31 protein-coding genes and 1 pseudogene are annotated in these 23019 nt (G+C 43.0%); 12 read left to right on the plus strand and 20 right to left on the minus strand.

The genetic code is table 11. The features are described 5' to 3' along the window. Nucleotides 1-36: 36 nt before the first annotated feature. The gene (locus AB204_RS02280; protein ID WP_047961753.1) at nucleotides 37-780 is read right to left on the minus strand and encodes a hypothetical protein; all 744 of its coding nucleotides are present in this window, start codon (nucleotides 778-780) and stop codon (nucleotides 37-39) included. A gap of 8 nt (nucleotides 781-788) precedes the next feature. Further along, entirely contained in the window at nucleotides 789-1313 is a 525-nt protein-coding gene (locus tag AB204_RS02285) for a dUTP diphosphatase (protein ID WP_053067816.1), read from the minus strand. A 542-nt stretch (nucleotides 1314-1855) separates the two neighbouring features. Here AB204_RS02285 and AB204_RS21105 point away from each other — a divergent pair. The 3 genes from AB204_RS21105 to AB204_RS02300 all read left to right on the plus strand — a co-directional run bounded on the left by AB204_RS21105 (nucleotide 1856) and on the right by AB204_RS02300 (nucleotide 3609). Continuing rightward, nucleotides 1856-2386: a helix-turn-helix domain-containing protein gene (locus AB204_RS21105; protein ID WP_072061376.1), complete on the plus strand. Its 531-nt coding sequence runs from the start codon at nucleotides 1856-1858 to the stop codon at nucleotides 2384-2386. A gap of 390 nt (nucleotides 2387-2776) precedes the next feature. Next, on the plus strand, nucleotides 2777-3118 hold the full coding sequence (locus AB204_RS02295; protein ID WP_047961754.1) for a hypothetical protein: 342 nt from the start codon (nucleotides 2777-2779) through the stop codon (nucleotides 3116-3118). Between the two features lie 212 nt (nucleotides 3119-3330). Continuing rightward, nucleotides 3331-3609 (plus strand): hypothetical protein, encoded by a 279-nt coding sequence (locus AB204_RS02300; RefSeq protein WP_047961755.1) that lies wholly within the window; start codon nucleotides 3331-3333, stop codon nucleotides 3607-3609. 122 nt (nucleotides 3610-3731) lie between these two features. Here the strand turns inward: AB204_RS02300 and AB204_RS02305 are convergent, their stop codons facing one another. Continuing rightward, nucleotides 3732-4028: a hypothetical protein gene (locus AB204_RS02305; protein WP_047961756.1), complete on the minus strand. Its 297-nt coding sequence runs from the start codon at nucleotides 4026-4028 to the stop codon at nucleotides 3732-3734. Nucleotides 4029-4220: 192 nt separating this feature from the next. On the opposite strand from AB204_RS02305, the gene AB204_RS02310 reads away from it, so the two are divergent. Continuing rightward, nucleotides 4221-4400, plus strand: coding sequence for a type II toxin-antitoxin system HicA family toxin (locus AB204_RS02310; protein WP_047961757.1), 180 nt, complete (start codon nucleotides 4221-4223; stop codon nucleotides 4398-4400). A gap of 58 nt (nucleotides 4401-4458) precedes the next feature. Continuing rightward, nucleotides 4459-4878 (plus strand): type II toxin-antitoxin system HicB family antitoxin, encoded by a 420-nt coding sequence (locus AB204_RS02315; protein ID WP_047961758.1) that lies wholly within the window; start codon nucleotides 4459-4461, stop codon nucleotides 4876-4878. Nucleotides 4879-5083: 205 nt separating this feature from the next. Here AB204_RS02315 and AB204_RS02320 read toward each other — a convergent pair whose 3' ends face one another. Beyond that, nucleotides 5084-5509 carry a hypothetical protein gene (locus AB204_RS02320; RefSeq protein WP_047961759.1) on the minus strand — a complete coding sequence of 142 codons (426 nt, stop codon included), beginning with the start codon at nucleotides 5507-5509 and terminating at the stop codon, nucleotides 5084-5086. Between the two features lie 100 nt (nucleotides 5510-5609). Further along, entirely contained in the window at nucleotides 5610-6662 is a 1053-nt protein-coding gene (locus AB204_RS02325) for a tyrosine-type recombinase/integrase (protein WP_053067817.1), read from the minus strand. Between the two features lie 345 nt (nucleotides 6663-7007). On the opposite strand from AB204_RS02325, the gene AB204_RS22210 reads away from it, so the two are divergent. Together AB204_RS22210 and AB204_RS02335 are read left to right on the plus strand one after the other, a co-directional pair. Further along, nucleotides 7008-7199 carry a hypothetical protein gene (locus AB204_RS22210; RefSeq protein WP_152671484.1) on the plus strand — a complete coding sequence of 64 codons (192 nt, stop codon included), beginning with the start codon at nucleotides 7008-7010 and terminating at the stop codon, nucleotides 7197-7199. Nucleotides 7200-7313: 114 nt separating this feature from the next. Further along, complete coding sequence (locus AB204_RS02335) at nucleotides 7314-8219, plus strand: hypothetical protein (protein ID WP_047961761.1); 906 nt, start codon at nucleotides 7314-7316, stop codon at nucleotides 8217-8219. A gap of 13 nt (nucleotides 8220-8232) precedes the next feature. Here AB204_RS02335 and AB204_RS02340 read toward each other — a convergent pair whose 3' ends face one another. Together AB204_RS02340 and AB204_RS02345 are read right to left on the minus strand one after the other, a co-directional pair. Then, nucleotides 8233-9747, minus strand: coding sequence for a terminase (locus tag AB204_RS02340; RefSeq protein ID WP_235428010.1), 1515 nt, complete (start codon nucleotides 9745-9747; stop codon nucleotides 8233-8235). Beyond that, nucleotides 9747-10901, minus strand: a complete 1155-nt coding sequence (locus tag AB204_RS02345) for a hypothetical protein (protein ID WP_047961762.1) — start codon at nucleotides 10899-10901, stop codon at nucleotides 9747-9749. Before AB204_RS02345 ends, AB204_RS02340 begins: the two co-directional genes overlap by 1 nt. A gap of 316 nt (nucleotides 10902-11217) precedes the next feature. Between AB204_RS02345 and parM the strand changes: the two genes are divergently transcribed. Together parM and AB204_RS02355 are read left to right on the plus strand one after the other, a co-directional pair. Then, nucleotides 11218-12399 carry a ParM/StbA family protein gene (gene parM, locus AB204_RS02350; protein WP_047961763.1) on the plus strand — a complete coding sequence of 394 codons (1182 nt, stop codon included), beginning with the start codon at nucleotides 11218-11220 and terminating at the stop codon, nucleotides 12397-12399. Between the two features lie 34 nt (nucleotides 12400-12433). Further along, complete coding sequence (locus AB204_RS02355; protein WP_047961764.1) at nucleotides 12434-12961, plus strand: hypothetical protein; 528 nt, start codon at nucleotides 12434-12436, stop codon at nucleotides 12959-12961. Here AB204_RS02355 and AB204_RS02360 read toward each other — a convergent pair. The 4 genes and pseudogenes from AB204_RS02360 to AB204_RS21110 all read right to left on the minus strand — a co-directional run. After that, nucleotides 12951-13346, minus strand: a complete 396-nt coding sequence (locus AB204_RS02360) for a hypothetical protein (RefSeq protein ID WP_047961765.1) — start codon at nucleotides 13344-13346, stop codon at nucleotides 12951-12953. The genes AB204_RS02355 and AB204_RS02360 overlap by 11 nt on opposite strands. Nucleotides 13347-13504: 158 nt before the next feature. After that, nucleotides 13505-13879, minus strand: a complete 375-nt coding sequence (locus AB204_RS02365; protein WP_047961766.1) for a helix-turn-helix domain-containing protein — start codon at nucleotides 13877-13879, stop codon at nucleotides 13505-13507. A gap of 72 nt (nucleotides 13880-13951) precedes the next feature. Then, entirely contained in the window at nucleotides 13952-14212 is a 261-nt protein-coding gene (locus AB204_RS02370; RefSeq protein WP_047961767.1) for a type II toxin-antitoxin system RelE family toxin, read from the minus strand. Nucleotides 14213-14330: 118 nt separating this feature from the next. Continuing rightward, nucleotides 14331-14510: pseudogene (locus tag AB204_RS21110) on the minus strand (DNA cytosine methyltransferase); the annotation flags it as partial. 472 nt (nucleotides 14511-14982) lie between these two features. Between AB204_RS21110 and AB204_RS02380 the strand changes: the two are divergent. Then, entirely contained in the window at nucleotides 14983-15552 is a 570-nt protein-coding gene (locus AB204_RS02380; RefSeq protein ID WP_053067818.1) for a helix-turn-helix transcriptional regulator, read from the plus strand. Nucleotides 15553-15708: 156 nt separating this feature from the next. Continuing rightward, nucleotides 15709-16149 carry a hypothetical protein gene (locus tag AB204_RS02385; protein ID WP_047961768.1) on the plus strand — a complete coding sequence of 147 codons (441 nt, stop codon included), beginning with the start codon at nucleotides 15709-15711 and terminating at the stop codon, nucleotides 16147-16149. 183 nt (nucleotides 16150-16332) lie between these two features. Here AB204_RS02385 and AB204_RS02390 read toward each other — a convergent pair whose 3' ends face one another. From AB204_RS02390 to AB204_RS02405, 4 genes are all read right to left on the minus strand, one after another. Further along, nucleotides 16333-16608 (minus strand): hypothetical protein, encoded by a 276-nt coding sequence (locus tag AB204_RS02390; protein ID WP_047961769.1) that lies wholly within the window; start codon nucleotides 16606-16608, stop codon nucleotides 16333-16335. A gap of 4 nt (nucleotides 16609-16612) precedes the next feature. Then, nucleotides 16613-16876, minus strand: a complete 264-nt coding sequence (locus AB204_RS02395) for a hypothetical protein (RefSeq protein WP_047961770.1) — start codon at nucleotides 16874-16876, stop codon at nucleotides 16613-16615. A gap of 131 nt (nucleotides 16877-17007) precedes the next feature. Then, the gene (locus AB204_RS02400) at nucleotides 17008-17550 is read right to left on the minus strand and encodes a hypothetical protein (protein WP_047961771.1); all 543 of its coding nucleotides are present in this window, start codon (nucleotides 17548-17550) and stop codon (nucleotides 17008-17010) included. A 128-nt stretch (nucleotides 17551-17678) separates the two neighbouring features. After that, a complete protein-coding gene (locus AB204_RS02405; RefSeq protein ID WP_047961772.1) occupies nucleotides 17679-19247 on the minus strand; it encodes a DUF6973 domain-containing protein in 1569 nt (522 codons plus the stop codon). A gap of 462 nt (nucleotides 19248-19709) precedes the next feature. Here AB204_RS02405 and AB204_RS02410 point away from each other — a divergent pair, with 462 nt between their 5' ends. Continuing rightward, nucleotides 19710-20051 (plus strand): hypothetical protein, encoded by a 342-nt coding sequence (locus AB204_RS02410; RefSeq protein ID WP_047961773.1) that lies wholly within the window; start codon nucleotides 19710-19712, stop codon nucleotides 20049-20051. Nucleotides 20052-20367: 316 nt separating this feature from the next. Here AB204_RS02410 and AB204_RS02415 read toward each other — a convergent pair whose 3' ends face one another. From AB204_RS02415 to AB204_RS02435, 5 genes are all read right to left on the minus strand, one after another. Continuing rightward, entirely contained in the window at nucleotides 20368-20577 is a 210-nt protein-coding gene (locus tag AB204_RS02415) for a hypothetical protein (protein ID WP_047961774.1), read from the minus strand. 190 nt (nucleotides 20578-20767) lie between these two features. Then, on the minus strand, nucleotides 20768-21352 hold the full coding sequence (locus AB204_RS02420) for a Thoeris anti-defense Tad2 family protein (protein WP_047961775.1): 585 nt from the start codon (nucleotides 21350-21352) through the stop codon (nucleotides 20768-20770). A gap of 3 nt (nucleotides 21353-21355) precedes the next feature. Further along, nucleotides 21356-21943 (minus strand): VRR-NUC domain-containing protein, encoded by a 588-nt coding sequence (locus AB204_RS02425; RefSeq protein ID WP_047961776.1) that lies wholly within the window; start codon nucleotides 21941-21943, stop codon nucleotides 21356-21358. A 366-nt stretch (nucleotides 21944-22309) separates the two neighbouring features. Further along, nucleotides 22310-22579 (minus strand): hypothetical protein, encoded by a 270-nt coding sequence (locus tag AB204_RS02430; RefSeq protein ID WP_047961777.1) that lies wholly within the window; start codon nucleotides 22577-22579, stop codon nucleotides 22310-22312. Further along, nucleotides 22576-23019: a hypothetical protein gene (locus AB204_RS02435; RefSeq protein ID WP_047961778.1), complete on the minus strand. Its 444-nt coding sequence runs from the start codon at nucleotides 23017-23019 to the stop codon at nucleotides 22576-22578. The genes AB204_RS02430 and AB204_RS02435 overlap by 4 nt, the downstream gene beginning before the upstream one ends.

Below are 23019 nucleotides of genomic sequence, written 5' to 3' on the forward strand. Positions count from 1 at the left end.
GGGGGCGCGTAAGTGCCCCCTTGATTAAGTTACTTTTCACAAAACTCCATCAATCGACTCTGACGCATTTTCCCGCTTGTATTCAGCCATCTGAACCACCAGCGCTAATTTGGCTTTTTCAACAGCCAGTCGCTCTTCCTCTTCAGGAACGCCTATCACGGCATATTGATCAAGTTCAGCAACGCGGACGCAATACGCCCAGAAAGAAGAATCTTGTTTGATGGCCTCGGCTGTTTGCGGTGAGATAAAGACCACATCATAGGTTTCCATATCCTGTTGAAAATACAGATAGGCGTTGCGGCCAATCCCTGCCTGCATTAAGCCATTATGTACGATGGCTTCTGTCATACTTTCGGATTGGGTCACACAGAATTCAGGAAGCTTGTGTTGAAAAGCCGTAGTGAAATTGATGCCGGTTGATGCCCCATTTGATGCAACGCGCCACTGTCCAACCAAATTGCCGTTTACCGTGACGACAGGATCAATAGTCATTGGGTACTCCCGCATGATGAAGCGCGTAAACAACTCGTGAGTCATAGGGTTGTAGCAGGAACAGTTATATTGTTTCGCTAATTCTTTTTCACGCGCCAAATCGTGATTTTTTGCGATAATCCAGCTTAATCCATTGGGCGCTTTCATCATGGCATCGCCTTCATTGGTCATGCCTTCGAGCTTAGAGCCTGCCAGTAATGCTGTGGCTATGTTGAGATCGAATGCGGAGTAGGTGCCTTCTTCACTACGATTAAGCGTAAAGTTATCAGCAAGAATATAACCGGTCATGAAAATCCTTATTTATCCGTTTTTGATTTTGTGTTCTTGCCGTTTTCAGCTGAACTGGTTTCAGTCTCTGCTGCTTTATCCGTATTCACAGAACCAGTTTCGGCACGTTCTGCAAATTTTTCCTCTGAGACATCCTCAAATGAGGCCCTCGTGACTTCTTCAATTAATCCCTGGGCAACCAACATGCCGTCTTTGACAGTCAGTGGGAATGCACCAGATTCAACAATCAATTTAATGATGATTTCATCACGATAATCAGAATCGACAACACCGACGCATTCCGCAGGGCGTGCATGATGTTCCTGTCCAAGGTCTTTACGTGCATAAATCTTCATGCAATACCCATCAGGTATCGCAACTTTTATCCCTGTCCGAATGATGTAGGCGAGGTGTGATCTTCCGTCGTCAATTGTGGTATATAACGTGCAATCTACAGCGGTCAGATCGAACCCAGATGCACCTTCAGTGCGATAGGTAGGGATAACGGCCTTGGGGTGTGTGCGGCAGATAATGACAGGGACATGCTTAGTCATGAGGGGACTCTCCTATTATGAAACGGCTGAATTCATATTAGAGTTGAGCTTTACTTTAAAAGTAAATTTCTATTTAGAATTTTATTTATATGTCTTGTTGTGAACTTAAGAAGTGTGCAATAACCCATCGGTAAGGATTACGGTTGCAATTATGAAAGCGCATTCTATCTTGTTTCGATGATTTAAATACACAGCCAATAATCGTGATCAAGATCGATCAACAGAGTATCAGGCGTACATTTAGGGTGAGATGAAATCAAAAAAATAGAAAAGCCGATGCTCACGCATCGGCCTCCTACTAATCGCACAAATCCAACCAAAACAGAGCATTTTTGCTGAATTATGGGATCAGGATACCATTAAAAAGTTGCTCTTTTCCAGAGATCTCTTGTCATGTGAATTTAATTTTTTCCTAGTTTAACTGTTTTATTTACATCACCAATAAATCTGCAAAGAAAGAACCTTGACTTTATTTCATATTATTCCTATTCCTATAATGGAAACTATTATCATAGCTATAAATTATAGAGAGTTTTATTTATATGATTGATGAAATCGATGTAAAAATAGGAAATAGGATTAGAGTTAAACGAAAGGAAATAAGGCTATCAGCACAAATTTTGGCTGAACGGATAGGCACGTCTCAACAACAACTATCTAGGTATGAGCGCGGAACTAATAAAATTGGCGCAGCTCACCTTGTTCAAATTGCAATTCAATTAGGCACACCAATTGGCTGGTTTTTTTTAGATGTTTATAAACATAAGATTAATAATCCCCTTAAATTATCTCTATCACAAGCAAAATTTGCGGCAATAGTAAGTGATTACCCTAATATTGCCGAATTCTGGAATTGGCATAAGCGTGAGATTGATTTAGATTTGTGGTCAAGAAAAAAGGATTCACTGAGTGTCAGTGAGAAAACATTAGCTAAATTCTTTATATTTGTTTGGACGAGCAAAAATAGCTGTAATTTTGATGTTTCGGATGCGGCAGTTTTCTTAGGCAAGCAAGAACGACAGTTAATTGCAAACTGGATACTTGAACCTTTTTGGCCTTCATCAGGGCCATAATCCGCGTTGTATGCAGCCGCTTCATATTTTAAATAGGCCGTGTTTGGTAAAGTCTGTGGGGTGTCTGTTATCTAGATCTCAATCACAATATCCCAAAATAACTACACTTTTCTTTAATTCATGTTTTTTTTAATAAGAAAAAGAGTAGCTAAAAAATTTTCTATTGGGTAGAATGTTCACACTAACCTACCTTCATGGGTTAGTCGAGGAATAGCAGCCTCGTTTAAATCATCTACAAACCACACTGGTAAAGTTTTTTTGTATTTACCAGTGTTCTAAGGCTTGGCCGAGTCAGCTCTCTATGGCGATTTGGCGGGAATAGATCCGTTTGTAGATGGGATCGACTGCTAAAATTCTCGTTAGATCGCCACCATCAGGGAGATTTTTTTGATGACAGTGCCAAAAGAGTTATTCAATCAAGTTGTCCAAACTGAAACCGACGTGAACTTCAATAGAATTAAGGCGTTGGTATTAAATAGATCCTCATCACAAATATGTAAGTTAGTCACTGATTCTGTTTCTGTCTGCGATTTAGCTATGGCTCTCGATTATTTTGTCTCTTTACAAAAAAAGAGAGATGCTAAAGATGATTTCGCATCTAAAGAACCAGGCTTTAATGAAAACTTCGATGACTTTTCAAAGACAATTAAAAATATTCGCCGGGCTCTTTGCGTTCTATCACCCCCTCCAATACCAGAAGAACCAGAAAAAAAACATCAAACTTTGAATTAAAATAATCCCAACTTTTTCTGGATAAATAGTAAGTTATTTATCAGTTTATTTATTTTTATTGCTCTTTAACTTAATTAAAATTAGGGATAATAAGCCCCTAATTACTGATTTCTCATCAGGGAATATTATTCACCGTCCATTACTACAATAATATACATCTAACCAACCCATTCCCCCTTCTCTGGGGGTTTTTTTTAGAAAAATAGTAGAAAATGACCTCACATATTAATAAAAAAATAAATGCGGGCTTGGCAATCAGAGAGCGCTTGGAAGAGTTAGATTGGGAATTTGATAATATTTGGAATATTGCCGATCAAATATGCGACATAATTTCATCATCTCAGAATGAGACTGGAGTAGGCATGGAATGTATTTTCATACTATTGACTGGATTAGGCGAAAACAATGTGTCAGAAGACATTAAATCTAAACAACAAACTATAGCATCATTAGTACTCAGCCAATTTAGTTCGAATAATTATAAGCATTAGATATGCTACCAATCATGCTTTAACAGTGACGTATTCTTCCATAAAAGAAATGGCTAATTTACATCCCCGTTTGCCATTATTAGCTACCCCATTTTGGCCTCTTAACCGTCCTGAAACCCCGATCAATTACTGTCTTTATCACAGATTTTCTTTGCTTGTTGCTTTCCATCAGGCGTAAGTTTGTATGCTAGGCGTAATGTTTTGGGATGGCGATATTGATTCAACATGCCTCTCTTAACCAAAGTTTGACAAGATTTGCGATAATTGCTTGCCGCTATCGTGTGTTGGGTGTTTTTTGCAACCATCTCGAAAAGTGCGGTTGCAGGGACAGGCAAATGATCCTTACCTTGCCGTTCATTAAGCCAGTAGAGTATTTTGAGCGTTTTTTTCTGAATATCAGAGATACGGTGGTCAGCCATGACGATTATCCTTATTCATATCAAGAATGAATAAGGATAATACCAAGAACAATAGAAAACAGCGATAGGTTATGTCAAAAGTGGTAAAGAAAACCGTTAGAGATTAAATAGAGTTATCGGGGTTATTTTTTTGTTGACTCGTGGAGTTATCGGGGTTATTATACTTCCCAAGTTAAACAGATAGGAGTTAATTTGAGAAGTGCGGATTTAATCAAAGAGGTTGAGAAAAGAGGGTGGGTGCTGGTGAGAATCAACGGGAGCCATCATCATTTTAAACACCCTGAACATAACGACCTGCTGACAATTCCACACCCGAAGCAAGAAATTAAAGTGGGATTGCTCAGGAAAATACAGAAACAAGTGGGGCTATAAGCCCCCTTATCTGCACCTGCACTAATCAAGTTCTTAAAAATTATTGGAGGAATATAACGTGTTATACCCTATTGCGATTGAAATCGGTGATGAGAATCACGCTTACGGTGTGGTTGTGCCCGATATATCAGGCTGTTTCTCTGCGGGTGATTCAATGGAAGAGGCAATAAAAAACGCTAAAGAGGCTATCACAGGGCATTTAGAGTTATTGGCCGAAATGAACCAACTCCCCCCTGAAGCAAACTCATTGGATTACTGGATCAAAGACGCAGAGTACGCAGGATGGGCATGGGCTGTGATTGAGGTTGATGTGGAACCGTACTTAGGTAAATCGACCAAATTCAATGTAACTTTGCCTGACTTGTTATCAAAAAAAATCGATGATCAGGTTAAAGCCAGCCCAAACCTGTACAAGAACCGTAGCCACTTTTTGCAAGTAGCTGCTTTGCATGAGTTGCAAAACGGTATTCAGCAATAACTATCATTTGATAATAGATTGAGTGCAATCTCTGCACGGATACAACAGGTAAAGACAGGGGGTTCTTCCACTGAACCCCCTTCATATTCAAAACCGTTTACTGTAGGCTCGCCCCCATCCACTATCAAATCAAATTGGTCGAGATAACTCAATTTCGCTATTATCTTGTATCCGTATAATTTGTTACGATGCTTAACACATCAGGTCACTTGATGATAGATTGAGTCCAATCTGCATTTTTGAGATTTTCCCACATCCTGTCGAGCGCTTCTGTTGGTGTTTTTCCTTCGGATATCACAGTAATTTCATGGTCTGGGCGCTGTTCTTCTCTAATCATTAAAAAACCATCTGGCTCTTCACTAATAACTGGCTTTTCTCTTTTTTCCAGAAATTTCGCCTGCCTCTCTTGCGCCAGCAAACAGGCAGAATCATAGTCTTTAGTAACCCCCAAACGAGAGGGACTACTCAAATCCCCCCCATTGAGACAATAGATCGCAATGGAGCCATCTTCCTGCGTTATCCCGTAAGGATGATCCCACCAACAATCCAGTTCATGTTTTGATCGTTTGTCGCTCGGCGTATCGTAAAAATGGTGGGGTAATTCGGGATCTAACGGGATTCGATTAGCCATAATTATGCCTTCTTAACCTATCAACGGTATAACGGTGTCGTATGTGTAAAAAACCGTAGCAAAAATTCGTTCATTATCAATGAGACTTACGCAAATAACATCAGTCAATTGCATCATATCGTCCCTCAACCAAATCAATCATCACGCTCTTTTCGGCCCGGAGATTGCGGGTATAGCCCACCACCGTTTCCGGTTTTTTCCAGGTGCCCTCGTGCATGATCTGGGCCAGCGAATAGTTCGCTTCCGTCATGTCCTGCGCGGCCCCGACCCGGGCACTGTGGCCGGTCCAGGTCGCATACCGGCCTTTATTGGCGGCCCCGGTCTTTTCCCCGTGCACCACCGTCCAGGCGGCCGCGAAAATCCGCTCCAGATTGGACAGCGATAACGGTTTGCCGTGCACGTTGGCCCGGTTCCCCCGGCGGACCGGGCAAAAAACATACGCGTCTGAATGCGCCAGCAAGTCGGCGGCCGTCAGCCACTGGATCAGACTGGCCGCCGCGCGCGGACTGAGCGCCTTGGTGATGCCGTAGCCGTCCATGATGGTTTTGGTGTGGCCGACGTTCAGCAGGAGGTGGCCGTCGGGCTGAAAAACCAGGTCTTTCACTTTCAGGCGGGCAATATTGGAAACACGCAACAGCGTGTTGTAAGCGACAAACAAAAACGCCCGGTTGCGCATGACCTTCAACTGATCAGAGTCTTGCCAGGCGGCATCCACCCGGTTGAGGTCGGCGATCCGAAACGGGATCGCCTGGCCGACCGTCTGCCCGCTGACCACAGCCAGGCGGCTGATTTTTTTCAATGTCCGTTGCACCTTCTGACTGTCACCGGCGGGGATCAGGCCCGCCTGCCGGTGCAGCATGTTCAGCATCCTGACATGGTTCTTGAGGGTGGACGGGGCCCGCCCGTTCTCATGCAACTCCAGCAGATAATCACGCAGGTAGTCCGCCTCCACCGGCAAATAGGCCCGGCCTTTGACAATACACCAGCGACACCACTGCCGGGCCACCTGCATCAGCTGCTTCCAGGTGTTGTCCGCAAACGCCTCCCGGTCTTTGACGAACGCATTCAGGTTGCGGATCACCTCGTCATTCAGATCCGGATTGTCCGGGATCAGTACCGCATCACGCCCCATCAGGGCCAGTCCCCCTGCCATCAATACACCCCTCGCTGTTTTGGTGACGCTACGTAAAAAGTGGGGCTAACGCCCCGCCATATTCTTCAGATTTCACGTAGGCGCATCCTTTGTTATTAATAAAAAAAGCCCGCGCTGAATCACGCCCCGTCATCCTAGCCCGCCGCCGCCGCCAGTCCGAGTGCATAGTAGAACATAATCCCCATTATGTACTATTAGAAAATTTTAGCGACTTCCGCCGCGAAGTCAAGCGGATGGGGATAGTGACCATAAGAAATAGAAGAATACAGATATAATCACGGCGATTTTTATTTAGCGCGGTACTTTTACCGCTTGGCCGTTCATCATCCCTTGGAAATTTAATACATGGATATTAGAGACTACACTACAGAAAATATCATCACTCTGGTCAACGAACTGCACCTTGATCCGCACGACTGCGCCCTGCCGCACATTCTGGCCCGTCATGTCTACACCCTGCGCGAGGCCACTCATGACGATGGCTCTCCCTGTGATTACAAAACCATTTTGGTTCATATGCTGAAAAGTTTGAAATAAAGCGCTATTCCGTCATTTTTAACAGGTAAATTCTAACTAAATTTTTATTACTTTTGTCAAACCTGATAAAGTTATAAATATGTATGTTTAAGATGTACCCTGTTAGGAGTAGTTATGGATGCTTTCAGTGACAGCATTTTTGAAGCAAAGTACAAAGAGTTTCTAAAAGTGCGTAGTGAATGGTTGAAGATCGTATTCAAACACGCGGTTTATACCGATATAAATACGCAGGGCGAGGCTTGCCGCCCTGTGGCGATACTGGCTGATCAGGAAGTGCTGCATGAGGTGGAAACACTGCTGCTGGCATGGCAACAGTTTGCTGCATTTGCCGAGCACAAGCGGGCCGCGGGTCTGTCTGCCGTCTCTTCGCAAATCTATTTGCCGGTACCCGCCATACTGAGGAATGTGAACAGTTTTACCATTGGTGCTTTTGAGTCCTCCGCCACCGTTAATTTTGTCCGCGAAGAGATCCTGAGAAAAATAGATAAGAAACTCAACCAGCTGCACAGGACGAAAAACAAAGACCATTTAACCATTACCGAACTGGAACTGGATAAGGAACTGATTGGCTTCTACCCGGAAGGGACACGCTTTCGCCGACGCACGACGGGTTACAGAGACATTGTGTTAGATATCGGCGGTGATGAATCTTATCGTGTTGGGGCGTATGGCGTTATCGTTGATGGTAACAGCTTAACGCAGCCCGATGCTTACGACATCAACACAGGTGATAAATACGCGGTGTCTGACAGCTATTATAACATGATATCGCCGGTACGGTGCTCGTTGTTTGCAGGATCTAGCCTGTATCTCATTGAGAAGATAGAAGAAGCTAAGCAAGCCCGCAATACCGTCTCCCGGCAAAAATTAAAAGAAAGCCGGAAGCAAACCTACCTCCGTCGAAGGGATCAAGATTTGCTTGATCAACAGCGGGCTCAACAAGAAGCCATACGCCTCAACAAAATTGCCGTGGAAAAACAGAAAGCACAACGCTATGGGCAACAAAAAAAGCGGGATTAATGCTTTTAGGCTGTCAGCTTTCATCGTCATAATCATCAAGATACTTCATGGCCTCAGAGCGGGTAGCGGCTTCTTCAAAACCGACATCTTCACAGGCCGGTACAAAATCACACAACATCCCAAAACAATATGTATCCCATCTATCCGGAGAGCGAATATTGAGTTTCGCTCTCATCATCTCTTTTTTCATGATCACCCAGCGCCCGTTCTCATCAATCTTGACCGGTATTTTCGAGGCTTGTTCTGATGTCTTGAGGCTTTTATCCAGGCGCATTCGGCCACTGCGGATCGCACGTTGCGCGGCCACATTTGCGTAGGCGCGTTGATTAATGTACCGGCTGCGGTCATATCTGCTGAACATCGGCTTACCCCACCGGATACGCTGTACATCGCGGCCACGACGCTCTAATACACTCGCCGTATCGGAACCGACGCCATCACTGTCTACCACGAGACTGATATTGGGGTAAATGGCCGGATCACACGTCAAATGAATAAACTCCCCAAACTCCACCGGATCACAGGAGCCATCCATTTCCAGCATTTTGTAGTTCACCAGACGGCGTTTATCGCCACGGGTGCCCGATATTTTGCAAAGATTCATAATGGACTTATCCCGGCCGTTACCGACGTCACACAGGGCAACCCATCCCCAGCCTTTTTCAAGGTGGATTTTACGTCTCGCGGCTCTGTCACATTCATCACGCCCTAACAGATAGCCGGTGACTGATTTAGGAAACTGGCCTAATACCTTGATCTGGTATTCAACACTGTCACGGCCACCGTATTCTGCCAGCTTCATTTTAATAAATTCAGGCTCAACGAGGGGGGACTCTTCAGAGTTCAGCATGATAGCCACATACAGGCCGTTGGGGTTATCAGGATGTCTGGCGAGGCTATGGTGCGTATCGTAGAAATACCCGCTGGGGCGCGTCGGCTGGGAAAGTAACAGGATGCGGTTATCTTTCTGAGTCAAGGCACCGGTGATAATACCAAAGGCTTTGTCTGATACTCCTGATGCCTCATCCACAATGTAAAACAGGTATTCCGCGTGTTCACCGGCCAAGGCTTCTTCGTTACCCAAACGAAACCCCTTGGGGATGACGGTCCAGACGCCTTTTCCCCCCACCGCGTAAAACGACGTATCCGTAATGACAAAGTAATTTTGCAGCCACGGGAACCGCCGGACACATTCATGCCAGTTGACCTTCAGGTACTTAAATATCCCCGTCATGACCTGCTGGATTTTGTTGGCAATGATGATCACACGGGCATTGGGATGAAACAGAATGAAACACAGGATCATGATACTGGTCATATCCGATTTGCCCGTACCATGCCCCGACGTCACGCTGGTTTTGCTGCCACCTTCCTGTACAGACTCAAGAATCAGATCTTGTTGCCATGTGGGGGTTTTACCAAACAGCTGTACCGCCGCCAGCCCCCAGTCGTACCGGTATTTGATCACCATATCCCGCCAACGGGGATCACTGACAACACTGCGTTGTTTTTTCTGTCGGGATGCCACTAACTTTCACCCTCATCATCATACATATCGCTGGTGGCTTCATAGTCATAATCCGGTTCTTCTTCTAACGCATCCAGCGACTCGCCTTCGCGCCCCTCGCCCTGACTATCCCGATCGCCATAACCGCCTTTATCGACAATGTCATCAACCAGCTGGCGCTTTGTCGCCAGATAGGTGTCCCGTCCGGCCTGCTTCTCCCGATATGCTCTGGCCTGCCTGTCCAGTTCGTCCGGATCAATGACTGCATTATCCACGTCCTCGCCCTGATCCTGTTTCATCTCGTGGCGCAATTTCTCCAATAAAGCGGCGGGGACCTTACCGCCTTGGGATTCGATGTAAGCCGCCGTTTGCAGGGCATCCCATTCATTTTCCTGCTGGCGTTGATAGGCGTTGGCGATCACCGTCGTTTCGCCCATCTTGGCCGCATGTTTTTCCTCGTCACGGCGGTTTTTCAGCCACCCCTGTTTCATTGACGTCATGGTGCGCATGAAATCGGTCATGGCATAGGAACAGTCGTTCAGCATCTTGAGCTGCTTAAACGCCGGATGCAGCGCCCCGTCGTCGGGATTAAATTCGGCTTCCTGTTTCTCAAGTTCTTCGATGGAGCGATCACGTATCCGTTCAACAAGTTCAAAGTGGGCTAATGCCCGTCGCATCAAATCCACTTCCAACACGTCGAAATAGCCCGCCTCCATCAAGGCGTCTGCCTGATCTAAATCAACACTTCTGGGGGTAGCGTACCGGCCATGTTTCATGGCCGCTTCATTCCCCACGGTCAAGCGACGTCCTTCCCCCCGGGATAATTTTTGATGTGTGATGATCGCCGCAGGCGAAATGATCATTTTCGCGTTCTGACTTTTGGCGCTTTTGGCCTGCGGATGTCGCTCGCCGCCCGTTTTCCTTCCCGGCTTAACACCCGTATTCACACGGAATTGCGCGGATTTTCCCTTTTCTTGTCCGGCCTTTTTTAGGGGAATGACTTGATCATGTGTTGCGGCATGATCATGATCATCTGACGGGGCGGGATTGGCCGAACGCAGATAGCGACGGGCGGTGTTGGGATTCAGGTTGTAATGTTCGGCATATTCACGGATGCTGATTCCATTTTCAGCGCGTAGCCTATTGAAATTAGATACGTGTTCCTGCCAGTTCATCCCTATCTACCAAAGTCAACCCTCAATGAATCTGATGATACACAAGCATTAATATGTTTAATTAACGTAATTTACTCCCGCCACCATGACCATTGACCATCATTTCTCCCCTTCCTCATCTCCATACCGGCCGCTATTTGTGCTTTCCCAAGATGTTCTTTAATCCTCATTTTTTTGCTTAGAAAAAAAATGAATAACGTTTGTTATCCAAATGAATAGCAAATACTTGATGTTTTCCCTTTAATCTATCAAACTTACTCACGCACAAATCTGACTTAAATGTCTTAATCGTTAATATCTAAAACAGGGAAATATCATGAAGAAGCCTACTGGCTCTGATAACACTGCTGTTCAAAAACCTGCCTTGGTCGCCGTCGATACGGATTCAGGCGACACGATGGTTGAACAGCCTATTTTAGTCGCCGTTGATGCAGGTTCCGGCAATATCGCTATTCGCTTTGAACGTAATGGGGAAATTGAAAATCACATCATTCCTGCACGGGTACGCCAAGGTAATGCTCAATCAATGGCGTTAGAAGCGGGAACCTCATGGGAAACCGAAGGGGATCACGGGGAAAATGTGGTATTTTCTGTTGTCAGTGGTGGTAACGACCTCGTTAATACCTGTGATCCAAACTACCAATCCAGTCCTGCACATCGTGCCTTGGTTATCAATGCACTGGCACAACTGGGGTTAGGCGGACAGGAAATTATTCTGGCGGACACGCTGCCGATTAATCAGTTTTACAGTGACTTGGGGAAAATTGACCAAAAACGTATTAACGCCAAGCGTAATAGCTTAATGAAGCGGATTAACAATGTCTCCGGCCAGTATAAAGCACCACACATTATTGACGTTATGGTCTACCCTGAAGCGGTTCCCGCCTATGTGTCAGCTTCCGTCACGCCTGATATGAAAGCCAACCCTGAACTTGAAGGCGCGGAGAGCATCATGGTGGTTGATGTAGGGCGGTTTACCTGTGATATCGCCGTGCTGGATAAAACTCACCAAATTGTGAGGCGAGGAACCTTTGAACACGGTGTCTATATGATGTTAGATCGTGTTCACGCGTTGCTTCAGGAAAACGCAGAAAAACTCAACATTGCTGAACCCAAAGAAATTCACCTTGAGTCCATTGATACATTTATCCGCCAAGGTTATATCGGTTCCCGTCTGAAATCAGCCGCAGACAAACGCATTAAAATTGATGAGATCGTCCAACAGGCGGCAGAGGAATTTGCTGAAATCATTCGAAATGATATTCGTAACGTTCATCGCAATCTGAGTGATATTGATGTGCTTATTCTGGTTGGTGGCGGTGCCAATTTGATAGGCGGCAAACTGGAATACCTTAAAAATTGTACAACAGAATGGGGATGTCCTGTCTATATCCCTGATCATCCTGAATATGCCATTGTTCGCGGTGTTCATATAGCATTTAAAAGAGATGCGCAGGAAATCATTAAGGAATGGCTGATTAAGGCAGGTACAAAATGAAAAGGCTAAGCTACTGGAAGAAAAAGGGGCTTAAATGTCATCTTTATTAGCCATTAAAGCGCAAGCACTCAACGAAGCAGGCATTGCTACCACAAAGTTTCGGGAAGATTATCAAAGCCTGACCGGTCATCACAGCAAACGGAAAATGATGATGAGCGCGATTCGTTGCGGCTACATTATCGAGAAAGCGGGGTTAGCGCCCCTGCTGTCACTGCTCGATACAGAAGCATTTTTCGCTGCTGATCAAAACACACGTAAGCAGATGGTCATGCGGGTGCTGGCGTTAAGTAATATGGAAGAAACCCCCACCACTCCCGTTGAGCCAGACATGACAACCGTGGAAATTGAAACACCACCCGCAACAGCAAAAGCGATAATTCAACCGGAAGAACCAGCGAATAACGGCACAGGGGCTCCGTCTGAGAATACCACCAGCATAATCAAACACGAGAAACGAGAGGATGGTTCAGCGACGTTAATTGAACGTTCAACCAATAAACAACCGCCGCCTTCAACGCTATCAGCAATGTCAGCACTCAGAGGAAACGTGACTAAGAAATAGGATCTATCATTCTTTTTCGGATCATGTCATCCCAAATCTTACGTAAGGCTGCATTCTGTAATGCAGCCTTGTTTTCATCGCCCTTCAGCCCACCAGCGGGAATCACTGTTTTTGAGAAATCAATGGATATGCCATGGCGCGGCTTAAAGTGGGCCTGTGTAATGTATTTCATTTCATATTTTCTTGGCCGAACACGGGTATCCATGAGGCAAACAATGTTTTTGGACGAACAAAACACGTTAAGTCGTGCGTAGACAAAATCCTTGTCTATTTTGACATGGGGGTAATAGCGGCGAATGGCATCCATGACCTCTTTGGCGGTCAGAGGGCGGTTTTCTCTCAGAAGCACATCTGCCAAATGGATATTGGAGATTTTTTCTTTCACGCTCTTTTCCAAGGAAATTCTAAATGATTTTTTATATTACATAAAAAGCAGAAAAGAAGAAGAAAATACCTTCAATTACAATAAGTTAATAATAAAATAGGCAGTGGTTATATAGACTAATAAGAAAAGGCCGCATTAAGCGGCCTCTGTGATTAATCTTAATCCAAGATTAATTGTGTCGGTCTACACGCATAAAACGCCGCCAATTTTTCCAGCGTAGCTTGGCGTGGACGTTCTGCTCTTTCAAATTGAGAGACGGCGGCTTGTGTAATTCCCAGCCTCTCGGCCACCTCTGTCTGTGATAAACGTCGATATATACGCCATGCTGCATGAAGTGTCACATCTTCATCAACCATAATACTAATGACGTCATGGGGAATGGTTTCATCATCATTAGCCCCCTTGGGGTAAGGGATACTGACGTAATCTTCATCACGATCCAGCGCTGCAAGCAAGCGTTCATACTCCGCAATAGGAAGTACTACAGCCTGCTTGTTGCCGTTCTCATCTGTAATAAACTGGATACCAGCCATATTATCTCCGATATTGTATTGGCCATAACGCGAATAGAGGAAAAAGCAGGCGGGTATTCCCCGCCGTGCCAGTCAATATGTCTTTGTTTGTCTCCGCTTAACTTCCTGCACTTCCAAAATCTTCGGCTCTTTACCTGAAAGCTCAAACAGAATTCGGTAGTCACCTACTCTCAATCTGTATTGAGTTTCCGTTCCCGTTAATTTTTTGATATCCAAATCCACCAGCGGAAAACCCGTAAGCAAACCCACTTTATTTTTGATTGCTTTCTGGTATCGCGTGTCGATCCTGACTAGCTGTTTGGTTGCCGCTTTAGACCAAACCACTTTGACCATCATTTCCCCTATTTTTAAAGAGCATCTCCGTTTTCAGGATAGGTGTAATATAAGCCTTATGGCTTATATTGTCAATATAACACTTATATTATTATAAGTATTTCGAATGCCCCATTAAAATTCGTTTCCCAATCCATGCCATCACAGGTACGGCCATTGAATTACCGATTGCCCGGTAACGATGACCATCGGGGCAGTCAGCCGTTGCCTTACCATTCCACGGAATTTGGGTGTGATTATCGGGGAAACCTTGCAACCGCTCGCACTCTACGGGTGTTAAACGGCGCACGGTATAACCGTATCGATTTTTATATTACAAGAAGATTGCGGGTCATTAATGCGTGGCTAGTCAATCAGTATAAACTTGAAGATCGGTAATGATTGTTGACAAATAATCTATAAATGGTTACTATTGTTACCGTTGGCTGGCGACTTTGGCCGGTTACGTTCTTTAACAAAGTGAGACTTAATTTAAAAGGAGTGTTATCTATCGCGTATCATAAAAATAAGGAGATCAATGCGGCAATTGCATATGCCGTGTCTCAAGGCTGGGCTTACATCAAACGGAAAGGAAAAGGCCATGCTGTAGGAGTTTTGCGATGTGGACGTGAAGATAAGTGCCACCAAAAATCAGTGTGGGGAACACCGGATAGCCCCCAAGACCACGCAAAAGATATAATCTCATTAGTGGATAAATGCAAATAATATCAAGGCCGTCAATCGGCGGCCTTTTTTATATCAGTCTCACATCTAATGATAGGAAAAAGGATATGAGAAAATACAGTTTTAGCATCGTGGTGGGTGGAAAGAAAATCACTACTGACGATGATTTGTTTGATATCTCAGACGCTTTGTATGAAGCAGGATGCAGCGACGCCCACCCCGCTGCATACAACGGTACATTGTACGTTAATTTTACACGCAACGGCGAAAATTACGCCAAATCAGTGTCATCTGCCATCTCTGATATTGAGTCAGTTTCTGGATTAACTTGTTTATCTGTAGATATTGGTGATGTAGTCAGTTTAAGTGATGCTGCTGAACTGGCAGGAACCACCAAAGCGGCGTTATCTCGATACAGTAAGGGGAGCCGTGGAGCCGGTGATTTTCCGACACCAATTCTACGCGTAGATAGCAGTCGCCCGTTATGGTCATGGGCGGATATTGCTGAATGGCTCGAAAAAAACCAGCTCATCGACAATGAGCTGGTGGAGCAAGCACGGATGACTGGAGCCATTAACACAGCACTGTCAATTCGAAACACTAATTCAATGGATACAGTATTTCAATTTCTGTACGCATTGAAATCCAATAATAACCACACAATAATCACGGCGTAGTTAACAATAATTCTTTTAAAAGATAAGTCTCACACATTCGGCCGTCTAAATGATGGCCTTTTTTTTTATTTCACGACACCTTCTGAAATTGAATATAAAATAACCCCTAACAAGGGTTATTTATTCAGTGTTTAAATGTAAATTTAAGGTGGTGTTATGGGAATTACAGAGAAAATAGCGACAGCATTTTGCACTCGTGAATCAAATCAGAACGTAGAACCTGATTTACTGGCACCAATAATCACAAAAGTAGTAAGCAGCTTTCCAGACACTCAACGCTTATCTGTGATAGTGAGTCTAGTGGGACTGAATAAGAGAAAATCTTATCGATTATTTATAGATATTCTCCATAATGGAGAGAGTTGTGTAAAATTTCAGGAAAATCCTTATGGTGATGAAGGAGAAGAATTCACTGTTGAAAACATCAGATTACCGGAGGATCAAGTTACTGCTATTTTTAGTGCCGTATTTGACCAGATAGAGTTCCCTGAACCCGGCATCTATGAAATAAAGGTGAAATTAAGAAATCAAGAAAAGCAAGTCATTGATGAGGACTCCTACTATTTTTATGTTTTGGATAAAAAGGATTACAAATAGGGAATTACGGAGCGGGTGATGTCCCAACACCCATTCTACGTATAGACAGTCACTGTCCATTATGGCCGTGGACTGATATTGCCAACAAATAATCTCATCGACAATGCGCTGGTGGAACAAGCACGGATGACCGGTGCTATTAACACGGCACTATCAATGCGAAACACAATTCACCTATACACATTAGAATCCAAGAATATTTAATCGATTATTTAATTCACGAATACGGTCTGATTCAGTTCGGAACGGTGGACACAGATCGTTATTAGCTTGATCCAATACATACATGCCAAACCATGTAATGCTATAAATACCATGCCGGTGATAACAAACAACGCCCAGTTCCGCTAATCTGTGCATAATTTCACGGGAAACATCGTACCCTTCTCCATCATCCGACGTCGCTTTAAAACGCCGTAATGCCGCCAAATCCTCTGGTTGCAGGTAGTTGATACTCATTCTTTTAGCTCTTCTGATATGACGCTGTAAATGTTGGGTTATATTCTTGCACGACCCTGAATACACCGAGAGATTTCCCCTCAGTAAATACCACGATATCAATCGGCCAGTAAGCTCCCCATCCCTCATGATTATCATTATAATCTTTAGCGCACATCTCAGCTAGATGCTTAGGGGACAGGACATCCGGCTTATCATTTTTCAGAGCGTATCGATCTGTCAGGTCATCAAAATTATTTTTGCCTACTACTGCATATTCGATTGTCATTCTAACGTCCCAAATCACATACCCAAATGAGTTATTAAATATTTTTATCTCTCTTAATACAAATCGTTTCCCCTGTGACGGCTTAAACGAATTCGGGTTATTTACGGGTTCTTCCACAGAACCCGATTTATCTAATCCACCCTCGCCACTTGATTTTCATTCGCATATGAAAACCAATAATAAGCTCTATTATCAGGCACTTTTTCCTTTTTCATCAAAACGTTTGCATTATCTTTTGATATGACGTAATACTTAATATATTTTTTTTCCTTTTTTCTAACATCAAAATTTAATACTAATGTTTTTTCGGAACCCGAAATATCAATATAATGCTCAAGATAAACAAGTTTGTTGTCTTTAACAAAGATGATTTTTGAAAATATATCTAAATCCCCATCAATTTTTAAGTTGATGAAACTTTCAACAGCTTTACGTTCAAATCCATTATCTATTACATACATGTAATCCCACTCAAATGGTGTGATGCTTTTCATATTGACAATACATTCATCATTAACATGACAATATTTATCAGTATAATCAAATATACCTTCAGCTATATTAACCTCCCTGCAACTGGACAAATAAAACACAGAGAAAAACATAATAAACAAAGTAACTAATTGACTTTTTCGCCCTAGCAAATAACCGTCTGGGTTAAAAACTATCATCATCGCCTCTCTCTACGTTGCCCATTCATATAAAAAAGTCGGCTTTTTGTCGGCGGTAGTATCGCGCTTAATTGCATATCCATGACAACCGAAAAAGCCGAGCTTAAATTTACATTATTTTTAAGTCGTTATCATTGATAATCGACAATGGGTTCTTTTCGCTTCCCAGCTGCTAACTGTTCGGGTGAAAAACCTTCATTATCACCTCTATCAAATTGACTCTTCATATAAGAAAATTGTTCATCTGAAATTTTCTCTTTCACCACTGAAAATCCAGAGGCATTCTCTTTGGCAACGTAGAGACCTTCTTTATGAAAATGGTTTAATATTGCTTTAGCCTGCTCTTTCATTGACGTATTGGCGTTTGCCATTCCAATTTGGCGACCTGTTCGGTTATTCAGCATATCAATCGTTTCATCAGCATCTGCGGACGTTTTGAAATGGCGAACACTCAAATCTAACGTGTCATATCGTTCATGTGCATCAGCCACACGAGAGGCTATTTCCTTACCGTATTTAGCGGTAATTGCAGATTGCCATAGTGTATGTCGAAAGGCATTAACCTGGCTACCCTCCCTGCGATCATTGTCCTGAAGTACTCCGTAAGGGTTTGTCTCACGCGATCCCTGCGTTGAAAAACGCAGTGCGCTAGTTGTCATATTCGTACTGCCTTGAGAAATCCCCCCTATATTGAAGACCTTGTCTAGGTTACTAACGGCAAACATGTATTGTTGTATGTCTCGCTGCAAATTAGTTTTCTTTCCCGAGAAAAAATCATATTGGTTTTTAACAAGATCTTTATGGTCGCTATTGCTAAAGTCACTTTTAAGAAAATCTGTAGTTAACTTACCAATATTTTTTACATATGTACTCATTTGACCAAATTTATCGAACTCTTTGACAAGTTCATCTAGTACGAAAATATTTTTTAATGTTGGAGCCATATTGTTATATAATTCTTTAATGGCTGAATTAAAATCCCTTTTACCCCATTGGGTACTCCTTCCAGTACCTTCCACACTACCCATATGGTGGTAAAAGTTATCATATTTTGATTTCCTGGATTCATTTCCATAAGCAAATATTTGTAATGTGGTTTGAGCATTAGATGATAAGCTCTTAAATGAACCTATTCTGTTATCTAGTAAATATCTATCTTCAAAAAGCCCTTTTAGATTATCCATGGTTGAATAAAACCGCTTACCTTCAAGCATAGATAAATGGCTCATCACAACAGGCGCTGTAGAGTTAAACATATTTTTGATATTTAATAATGGTTGAGTAAAATGGTAATCACTCCTCATTAGCGCGAATGTCTCACCATTAGGCTTATTACGATATTTGTCCAGTAGTCCCAATGCCTTATTTATTTCCTTTTCTATAAAAGGACACTGTTTTCTTGAACAAACTGGACATATTCCCTCCTTTCCATTAGCTTGCCAAAGTTTAGCCATATCATGAGCGCTAATTCCTCCACCTGGTGTGTAAAGGGCACCATCCGTTAGAGTTTCACGCGGCTTCGCATAGGAACCATACCCAATACCAGGAAAAATGTTAGGAGTAGATGGCATAAAACTAGATTTCAATCTGTTTAAAACGTCTCTCCCGCTGATTGTCGCCGGGATAATTTTAAGAATTCTCTTTCCATCCGCAGTATATGGAATACCATTTTCATAATATGCAATTAAATTATATGACATCTCTATATCCTTAACTTATTTATTTTCAAGATAAAATTAATCCCTTTATGAAAGGGGAAAAAAATTTACAGCAACTCTAATTTTAAAATCAATAAATAAAAATTATAAAAGCAAGTATGGAAATTATTTTTTGATAAATTTATTATTAATTTTAAAATATAAGAATTTCTTTTGGCAGTTCGTATCGTCGCCGCACTGGGAAGTACACCTTAGTTCTGAGTTCTGGTTACATCTCCAGGGTGCTTATGACCGGCGTCAGCTAGAAGACCAAGGGATCGTTTTATATGGTGAACATGATGATACGTTGCAGGCTACTTCAAATCATTAATAAATACGGGCTGTTATAACCCGTTTTTAATTTTGAAACTCAATAGTCTCAATTTCGATTTTTGATACGGATATATGATATCTTAAGTTAATTAATACACACCAGCGCACTCGGAAACGAAAAGAGGTGTAGTTATGGGGAAGGTACCTGGTTATTTCGTGGGTTATAGAAAGTTTGTCGTTGATCCAGACTGGCTTAGGGATATGAGAGAGAGGAATTGCCAGAAACGGCTTGAACGGTTCAAACAGTGGTCAAAGACGTGGATCACAGTAACGCGTCTCAAAGAGACAAGGCTTTGGACGGATTGGGCGATTAGGCAATGGCTAGGTCAACCGAAAAAACAAGGTAAATATAAAGTTTTTGCGGTCGCTGATGTCAAGGTAGCGGAGCGTAAAAAAGACTTTAAAGAATGGCATCAAAAAAGACTTGAAAAGAAGCAATCGACTGATAAATTTTTCGAACTTCCTAAATTATAAAAGAAATTTAGTCTGACGGAATTTTCGGCGGTTCCGGCTTAGAACCACTGATACACATTGTTATAAATTTCAGATGAACTTATCGAGGAAATGGGCGCAAAACCCCAATTCCAGCACAGTGCCAAAGGTTAAGTGGTTGGGATGCGTCCATTATTCTCCTATTCTCCTATTTTCCTCTTTTCAACAAATCTGGCAGATTGGCACACTTGATATTAGAGAATAAAATTCTAAACACTTTTTTATTTTTATGTGCTCGTTTCTGGTGTTGGTAACTGCGATGCACTTCCTTGATTAATGGCTGAACGCTCATCCCTGGTCATATCTCTTCACTCCATTGTTTTTCTGTCATTTTGCCCAAAAAACTCACACCAATAGTCGCTGAGTTAACGCGGATACCTAAACTCGTTTGCGCTTCCAGTAGCCTAAGATGTGTCATCCTTGGTGTCGCATGTTTTACGATCACCGATTGTGTCTCCAGTCCTGATTGACTGAATGAGACATTGAAGTAATAGAATTTCTTTGCCATTTTTAGAGTAAGATCCTAAAGTTACAATAGGACAAGAAGGTGGCCTTTCCCGAATATCTCATTTTTGTGGAGAATGCCAAGGCTGTTTGGCTAAAAACGGCGGTGAGACGCCATCAGCCCGTAAATCGATACGACGTCATGCAGGAGATCAGCGCCTGCCTCCACGCCATACTCAAAATACACCTTCCTGTTATGCACGGTATACCGCCCAATTTTCAGCCAGCTGATCCTGAACCGAAGGATTCCAAGGAATGGAAATGCCATCAGGCGCTATAAATAAAAACTCAGCCCGTTCATTTCTTTTTCGCTTATCACAGTGCAATCTCACACGCCCACCCGCCCAATTCATACGATAGATACTGTAATCACGCTGGATCATGAGGCTCAACGCTGAAGGGTAATCCATCAATCGGATATCAGAGACATCAGCGCTGTTTGCAGCATCACTTTTCTCTGATTTAGCCTGTAATTTATCCGCAAAAATATTGTTGATGATTAATTTTTGTTCCTCAGAGAGATAATGCGCATAATCAGACGTTGCCCTGTGGATCATCTTCCACAAATTTTTTATCCCACCTACAGCGTAATGAAGGTCGGCTTTATTGCTATTTGCACGCTTATATAAACTGATAGCCGTTACCTTTTTCCCTTCATTTTCAATATATAACTCAAGAAGGCAGACCATATAGTAAGCCACTTTCCACTTAGTTGAATCGCGCTTGATGGAAGGTTTATCCAATAACCATATATAAAATAGTTCTTTATTGAATTTCATCGGTTACTCCTTCCACAAATGATCATTTTTATGGGCGGTAAATGATGCCCCAGATTCCAGGCACCAGTATTGCGTCACCGCCTCTATTGCCTCGTGCTCATCATAGACAACAACACAGTAAAATCCCCCCTCAGATAACGTATTCAACCATTGTTTTTGCACTTCAGACGGTTTATTGGCCCCATGTTTAAATTCAAGGCGCATACCGTGGTAATCCCCCTTAGCAGTATCTAACGAAACATCGGGATACCCTTTTCTTTGTCCTTCTGCTCTAAGGTGTTCGCCTGTTTTTTTGTGGCGTAGCCCGCCGTTAGGCGTCGAATGCAGGCATTTGTAAATGTCGGGAGCATTCACCTCGCAATAATAAAAAAAGCGAACCTGAGCGTAATGTTCATGATTGCCTTTCAGCAACTCAGGATTCTTAGCTAACTTTTCCAAAGCGACAGCATGAGGGGAACGCGCTTTGTTATTGGGCTTGTCCCAACTTACAGGGGCGTTATTGGTGACGGACCTTTTACCCTTAGTGAGTTGCCCTTTCTTCTTCGTCCTTTCGCAGTAATCGCTATACCATTCTTCGGAAGCTCTCAGCATTCTCACTCCAACAACATTATTTCAATTCTAATCAGTTTCTTACTTTTTAACGGTGAGGTGACATACCAGCCGAAAAGGACAGAAGTCGTGGATTTTATCGAGGGGATCACACTCCATGTTCTGCATAATCAATCGCCAAACCAAAAAAAAACCGCAAATCAAGCGGTATTATTCAACAACTTAAAATTTCAAAGAGATTGTTTTACATGATAACAACCTATCGCTCATGACCCGCCTGATGGCGGGTTTTTGAGTGGATTTAAAACCAACACTTCAAGGTAAATTCTAAATGCTTTTTTTCTAACTTTGAAGGTAAATTCTAAACATTTTTTTTTAAACTTCAATGAGAATATAGAAATATTTCAATTAAATCATAGCGCTGAAATTTTCAGCATTCTTCTTTAAACGGTCGATATTGAAATCAATAATCTCATCCCATTCGGACATCCAGCATTCCCTTACCTGTCCAACTCTAACCCCATTAGAAGGTCGAACGATCCAGCACCAATTATTATGATGTTCCTTATCCTTGAGTTCGAATACTTGACGGGCGGAATTAAACTTCAGCATATACCCTCGCTTCGCAGCAAGGTCCGTCAGTTCCCCAAGTTTGTAGTACTTTTTAGTGCCGTTCACAATGCCCCCCTCAGTTGGATACGCGTTTCCATCTCTTCATCGTTGCTGAACCACAGATAAGGTTCAGTGTCATCAGACGCATCATGAATGTCAAAGGTATGGTCAGCGGAATAAACCAAGCCATTCTCAAATCGCTCATTTGAATAAAGGTGCGCGGCCACCACGATCAACGCCGGACGGCTCATGGTGTAAATAGCGGCAACATCCGCATCAACAAGGACACCAAAAGCCCTCTCTCCTTGCTCAACAATCAGTGATTTCACGCTCGGCCACCATGCACCAAAAGAACGGTACAATCTCGGCTCGGTTTTCAGTCGGGTAATCAGATTCGTGATGTAGAATTCCACATACGCTTTTTCTGGCTTTGTTCCGATAGCTTCAGCGAGTATAGACTCCAAGTGAGCTTCTGGAGGCTGAATAGTGTCAATTAATGTCGTCAT

Source organism: Xenorhabdus khoisanae, assembly GCF_001037465.1.
GTDB lineage: Bacteria > Pseudomonadota > Gammaproteobacteria > Enterobacterales > Enterobacteriaceae > Xenorhabdus > Xenorhabdus khoisanae.

Coding starts and splice junctions, on each gene's coding strand:
- AB204_RS02355 (WP_047961764.1), top strand. CDS start 12,434: ATGTCATCTTTATTAGCCATTAAAGCGCAAGCACTCAACGAAGCAGGC.
- AB204_RS02425 (WP_047961776.1), bottom strand. CDS start 21,943: ATGCTGAGAGCTTCCGAAGAATGGTATAGCGATTACTGCGAAAGGACG.
- AB204_RS02380 (WP_053067818.1), top strand. CDS start 14,983: ATGAGAAAATACAGTTTTAGCATCGTGGTGGGTGGAAAGAAAATCACT.
- parM (WP_047961763.1), top strand. CDS start 11,218: ATGAAGAAGCCTACTGGCTCTGATAACACTGCTGTTCAAAAACCTGCC.
- AB204_RS02305 (WP_047961756.1), bottom strand. CDS start 4,028: ATGGCTGACCACCGTATCTCTGATATTCAGAAAAAAACGCTCAAAATA.
- AB204_RS02285 (WP_053067816.1), bottom strand. CDS start 1,313: ATGACTAAGCATGTCCCTGTCATTATCTGCCGCACACACCCCAAGGCC.
- AB204_RS02415 (WP_047961774.1), bottom strand. CDS start 20,577: ATGGCAAAGAAATTCTATTACTTCAATGTCTCATTCAGTCAATCAGGA.
- AB204_RS02295 (WP_047961754.1), top strand. CDS start 2,777: ATGACAGTGCCAAAAGAGTTATTCAATCAAGTTGTCCAAACTGAAACC.
- AB204_RS22210 (WP_152671484.1), top strand. CDS start 7,008: ATGGATATTAGAGACTACACTACAGAAAATATCATCACTCTGGTCAAC.
- AB204_RS02300 (WP_047961755.1), top strand. CDS start 3,331: ATGACCTCACATATTAATAAAAAAATAAATGCGGGCTTGGCAATCAGA.
- AB204_RS02335 (WP_047961761.1), top strand. CDS start 7,314: ATGGATGCTTTCAGTGACAGCATTTTTGAAGCAAAGTACAAAGAGTTT.
- AB204_RS02385 (WP_047961768.1), top strand. CDS start 15,709: ATGGGAATTACAGAGAAAATAGCGACAGCATTTTGCACTCGTGAATCA.
- AB204_RS02400 (WP_047961771.1), bottom strand. CDS start 17,550: ATGATGATAGTTTTTAACCCAGACGGTTATTTGCTAGGGCGAAAAAGT.
- AB204_RS02405 (WP_047961772.1), bottom strand. CDS start 19,247: ATGTCATATAATTTAATTGCATATTATGAAAATGGTATTCCATATACT.
- AB204_RS02280 (WP_047961753.1), bottom strand. CDS start 780: ATGACCGGTTATATTCTTGCTGATAACTTTACGCTTAATCGTAGTGAA.
- AB204_RS02365 (WP_047961766.1), bottom strand. CDS start 13,879: ATGGCTGGTATCCAGTTTATTACAGATGAGAACGGCAACAAGCAGGCT.
- AB204_RS02410 (WP_047961773.1), top strand. CDS start 19,710: ATGGGGAAGGTACCTGGTTATTTCGTGGGTTATAGAAAGTTTGTCGTT.
- AB204_RS02370 (WP_047961767.1), bottom strand. CDS start 14,212: ATGGTCAAAGTGGTTTGGTCTAAAGCGGCAACCAAACAGCTAGTCAGG.
- AB204_RS02390 (WP_047961769.1), bottom strand. CDS start 16,608: ATGAGTATCAACTACCTGCAACCAGAGGATTTGGCGGCATTACGGCGT.
- AB204_RS02320 (WP_047961759.1), bottom strand. CDS start 5,509: ATGGCTAATCGAATCCCGTTAGATCCCGAATTACCCCACCATTTTTAC.
- AB204_RS02345 (WP_047961762.1), bottom strand. CDS start 10,901: ATGAACTGGCAGGAACACGTATCTAATTTCAATAGGCTACGCGCTGAA.
- AB204_RS02325 (WP_053067817.1), bottom strand. CDS start 6,662: ATGGCAGGGGGACTGGCCCTGATGGGGCGTGATGCGGTACTGATCCCG.
- AB204_RS02420 (WP_047961775.1), bottom strand. CDS start 21,352: ATGAAATTCAATAAAGAACTATTTTATATATGGTTATTGGATAAACCT.
- AB204_RS21105 (WP_072061376.1), top strand. CDS start 1,856: ATGATTGATGAAATCGATGTAAAAATAGGAAATAGGATTAGAGTTAAA.
- AB204_RS02395 (WP_047961770.1), bottom strand. CDS start 16,876: ATGACAATCGAATATGCAGTAGTAGGCAAAAATAATTTTGATGACCTG.
- AB204_RS02435 (WP_047961778.1), bottom strand. CDS start 23,019: ATGACGACATTAATTGACACTATTCAGCCTCCAGAAGCTCACTTGGAG.